This is a genomic window from Gilliamella sp. Fer1-1, assembly GCF_001690825.1.
GTDB classification, from domain to species: domain Bacteria; phylum Pseudomonadota; class Gammaproteobacteria; order Enterobacterales; family Orbaceae; genus Gilliamella; species Gilliamella apicola_C.
The window spans coordinates 1-4370 of record NZ_LZGX01000076.1; the positions used below are offsets into that span (position 1 = coordinate 1).

At 28.3% G+C, this 4370-nt stretch carries 5 protein-coding genes and 1 pseudogene; all 6 read right to left on the bottom strand.

Features of this window, described 5'->3' with window-relative positions; genetic code table 11:
• Positions 1–854: hypothetical protein (locus tag A9G28_RS08795; RefSeq protein WP_141674723.1), on the bottom strand; the 854-nt coding region annotated here is incomplete at its 3' end.
• Positions 855–956: 102 nt separating this feature from the next.
• The gene (locus tag A9G28_RS08800; RefSeq protein ID WP_065566062.1) at positions 957–1208 is read right to left on the bottom strand and encodes a hypothetical protein; all 252 of its coding nucleotides are present in this window, start codon (positions 1206–1208) and stop codon (positions 957–959) included.
• A gap of 443 nt (positions 1209–1651) precedes the next feature.
• On the bottom strand, positions 1652–2629 hold the full coding sequence (locus A9G28_RS08805; protein ID WP_065580431.1) for a hypothetical protein: 978 nt from the start codon (positions 2627–2629) through the stop codon (positions 1652–1654).
• Between the two features lies 1 nt (position 2630).
• Positions 2631–2867, bottom strand: coding sequence for a hypothetical protein (locus tag A9G28_RS13870; RefSeq protein ID WP_065580432.1), 237 nt, complete (start codon positions 2865–2867; stop codon positions 2631–2633).
• Between the two features lie 120 nt (positions 2868–2987).
• Positions 2988–3068, bottom strand: a pseudogene (locus tag A9G28_RS14195) (hypothetical protein); the annotation flags it as partial.
• Positions 3069–3606: 538 nt separating this feature from the next.
• Entirely contained in the window at positions 3607–4344 is a 738-nt protein-coding gene (locus tag A9G28_RS08820) for a hypothetical protein (RefSeq protein ID WP_065566065.1), read from the bottom strand.
• Between the last annotated feature and the right edge of the window lie 26 nt (positions 4345–4370).

Below are 4370 nucleotides of genomic sequence, written 5' to 3' on the forward strand. Positions count from 1 at the left end.
AACTTAGCTAAGCCTTTAGCAACATCATCCCACCATAACATTTTCTTGATTTTCTCTTTGGTCTTTTCCCAAGCTGTCACTTGTTTTTCTAACTGTTTAAGCAAAAAATAGATGTCCAATTGCCCTTTACTGAGCTTTTCTGTTGGGCTGTCTATATAGTCTGCTGGAAAACGTGCTATGCTTCTTCTTAGCTCTTCTAATCCTTTTTTGACTGATTTCTGTTCATCTGCTGCTAGTGTGTTTACATAGATATCACATTTTGCTTCATCCGCTTCTTTTAAATACGTTAATACATTTTTAGCATTTTCCGTCAGCTCGCTGTTTAACGCTTCCCATTTCGGCATTTTGCCTTCAGCATCAATTTCACTATACCATTCGCTTTCGTAATTGATTAATAAGCGACTTAATGCCGTAAATAGCATCGGTTTATCTGCAATACCTTTAAAACTCGCTTCTTTTATACTGGTATATATTTTTGTTTCAACATGGTATTGCTTATCAAGAATAGATAATGTTTCTTTTATTGTTGGTTTATATTGCGATAATGAATGGTTGTCTTTATTACGTTTTAACGATTTGTCTGCGTCAAGGTAGAGTTCTTTTAATGTGGCCGTTTCTTTTATCTGCATAAAATCAAACCAATCCCAACAACTGACCCGCTTAGCACCTTCGCCATTCACTAACACCCAACCACTTCTTTTTCGGTTTTTATCATCAAGTACATCGACTTTTAACCACAAGTTACCTTGGGCATCTATTGCTCGATTGTCGCTTAGCGATAACTTTGCATCATTCATCTCAACCCGTAATGCTGTGTGTACTAAAAATGGGGTATTTACATTACCACTCTCCATTTAGTTTGGTGCTATTTTTAAAATATTTTCCTTTAATTAATAATTTTCCTCTTGTCCAAAAACAACTGCTCACATCTATTGCAAGATAAAAATAACTATTTATTAATTTTCTTTTTCAGGAAGTAATTTTGCTTTCGTTGCAAAATAATATTCTCCGTTAGGAGCAGTAATTAATTCCCAAATTAAATTATCTTCTTGTAGTCTAATAATAGCTATACCATTTTTACCGCCAAAAGTACTATCAAAATGAACCTTAATTTGATTATTAATTAACTTAGATGCAAAAGGTATAGGGCAATCTATTTTATTACCATAATTAACAATAGAACATAATTCCCCTATTACTATTGTCAATTTTTAATTGTATAGAAAAAACACTATAAGATATTTCATTTTTTTCTAAATAGATTTCTTCAGTCCAAGTTTGTTCAATATCTAAAGCACAGGCATAATCTAAATGTAATAAAACAAACAAAACAAATAATATATTGCGCTTAAAACTAGTCCTCTTTAATGGCTAATTTAGTATAATATGCTTTCCTTATGTCAGTAATACGCGTTAATAATTTATTTTTATCAGAAATAGAATTTATAATAAGAGCTGTCGCTTCTCCCATTTTCCCATCAATAATATCGCCAATACCAACCTGCTGAATCAGCAGAATATGATAATTTATCAGAAATCCAGAAATAATTAATTACAACATCAATAACTGAAAATGAAGAATATTTTGCATAATTTTTCTTTCAAGTTAATTGCATCAATCCTCTGCATTTATATTTTGAAATTAAAATAGTCAATTAAAACTGTTTAACATCATTGGTTCAACAGAATTTTTTTCACATTTATAGTTATTTAAACGTTTTCCATTTTGGATTATTTGAATAGACTCATTTTTTGGTTGAGTATTTATCAAGTATTGAGTATTTTTATTAACAAAAGTTATTATATGAGCACTTCCATCTTGATTAGTTAATTCTTTTATTAATTCTAATTTTATATTTGATTTATTTCCAAATCGATACAGTAAATTATGAGTTACATAATTGTAGCAAATTGATAATTGATTATTACCAATTCGACAACCGAACGCATCTTTTTCATTCTGACTCTTTTTACAAAGAGTTGAATCTTTATAAAATATATTTTGATTATAAAGTGTGATAATATCTTCATATCCCATTGAAAGTAATTTAGTATAAAACTTATCTTGCCAAACTGTATCTATATTTGTTTTTAACAAATTCTTAGCTAAAAACAAAATAAAATAATCTGTATATGAAAGGGTAGCTTTGTTAATAAAAGAATCTTGTTTTTTTGATAAAATAGTTTCAATAAATTTATCAGTATTATCATCAATATTTTCAATTGAATAATCAGTAACCTGTCCAAGGGAAAAATCTAAGTATATTTCTCCTATTTTAATTAACTTCTTATTTTTACTTGTTAAATAAGTTATTTTTGCAGGGCTTTGCATACCACCAAATTTATCAAAAATGGATATAATTCCCAAGTCTGAAATCTCAATTGAAGGATTCATCCCTCCTATATAAATATAATTATTTACATTTCCATCTATGTCCAAGTTCAAATCAATTTGCGAAATTATACCTTCTTCAGGTTTACTGAAACGGCAATATGTATATTTACCATTGAATTTATCGCCATTGATAAATTGCCCTTTAAGATCATTTGATTTTGTTTCACTACATATTTGAGCATATAAAGGAAAATTCAAATAAAACAAAATAATAAAAATAATTTTTTTTTTCATGTTAATTTTCCCTTTGTAATGTTGTATAGAAATCTTTTAAAGCTGTTTCAACTTCTTTTACTTTATTTTTGTTATTTTCATACCATTTACTATTAACCATTGCGCTTGTATCAAAAGAATAGTTATCAAACTTAATATCGTGATATAAAAGACAGTTCTTAATATTAAACTTATCGTATAAAGTGATAAGTGCCTTATTTCTTTCTACAACATGGTTATATCCACCATTTACAGCCATGGTAACTTTAAGAAAGTCATTATTTGCTGCAATGCTATTAATATTTCCCCACGCACTTCCATTTATCCAATACCAAAATGCAGATTTTATTGTAAAATCTAAAGTAGAACATACTATATCCGGGTTATCTTTAAGTGTGTTGTTATTAATATATTTACCGAAAGAGTCATAATTATAGTTATGGGTAATTTGAATAAGTCCTCTACCATGATAATTTGCGCCTCCTTTATAATTGTTCCAATGAGAAGGCGTTGAACCATCCTTATTTTTATATTCTTCTGCTGTTCTAAAAAATCACTTTCACATAATATCTGCGATATAAAATGCGCTTTCTGAAGACAGCTAGTAACATTGTGTTGAGTAAAATACTTATTCAATTTTAAAAGAAACGTACTTAATGATGTATTTTTCAAATCGTTATTCATTTTATAAAATAATCCGTTACGCAAAATATCATTAGGCATTATTGATTTAAATTGATCTTCAGTTATATGCTTATTACACACACAACTTTCAAAATTAAAAATATGCATTGTTACAGGATGAATAAACCACGCCTTACCATTATCGCTAAGCGTGGCTGGTGGGGTGGTATCTGCAGGGGGAGTTGTGGTATCCGTTGTCTCGCCATTTTCTTGGGAGGTGTCATTTTGTTGGTTTAGCTTGGCTAAGCCTTTAGCAACATCATCCCACCATAACATTTTTTGATTTGTTCAGATATTATTCTTGCATAGTCAAATTAATGTACTTGTAAAGCCGACGAATGAACCCATTTAACAATTAACTTCTGGGTTTTAGTTAAATATCGAATTTGATAAAAATCGTCTCGGTACTGTAATAACTCTACCTTGTCATCTTCAATTAAATACATTTTAGTTTTTGAGTTTTCCAAAGCATCATCATATAAATAAGCCTGTTTAATAGCTATCTTTTTAATTATTGGTTTTCTATCAAGAAGATTATGCTCATTTGTCACCAATAAATAATTTAAATTTTTATTATAAATTTTACGCTGCACCATATCACAACCAATACATTGATCTTCTAATATTATTTGATAATATTTCTCCTTTTCTTTATAAAGTTTTTCATACCACTTTCCTCCATCAAGAAAACGATTAATTAATTGATCATTGGTTTTCTTATAATCACATAACTGAGAACCATCGCTTAAAATTTGTTTCCCTTTAGCTTGAATAATATGATTTTTTATTTCATAAAGCGAATAACACTTATTAGGTGTAGAATTATATTTTAATGTCATCAATAAATAATTTTGACCCAAAAATTTGTCAATTGATAAGATTGATTCATCAATTTCATCATTCAACTCCATGGGTACTTTAATTTGTTGACAATCAGAACTATTATCAAAACAATGATAAATTGATTGTTTTATTTTATTAAATTCTATACTTCCATATGAATGTGTCGTTAGGAAATAAAAAAATAATATTGATATTTTTACTAATTGCATATTATTGAATAATATTTAATTATTTA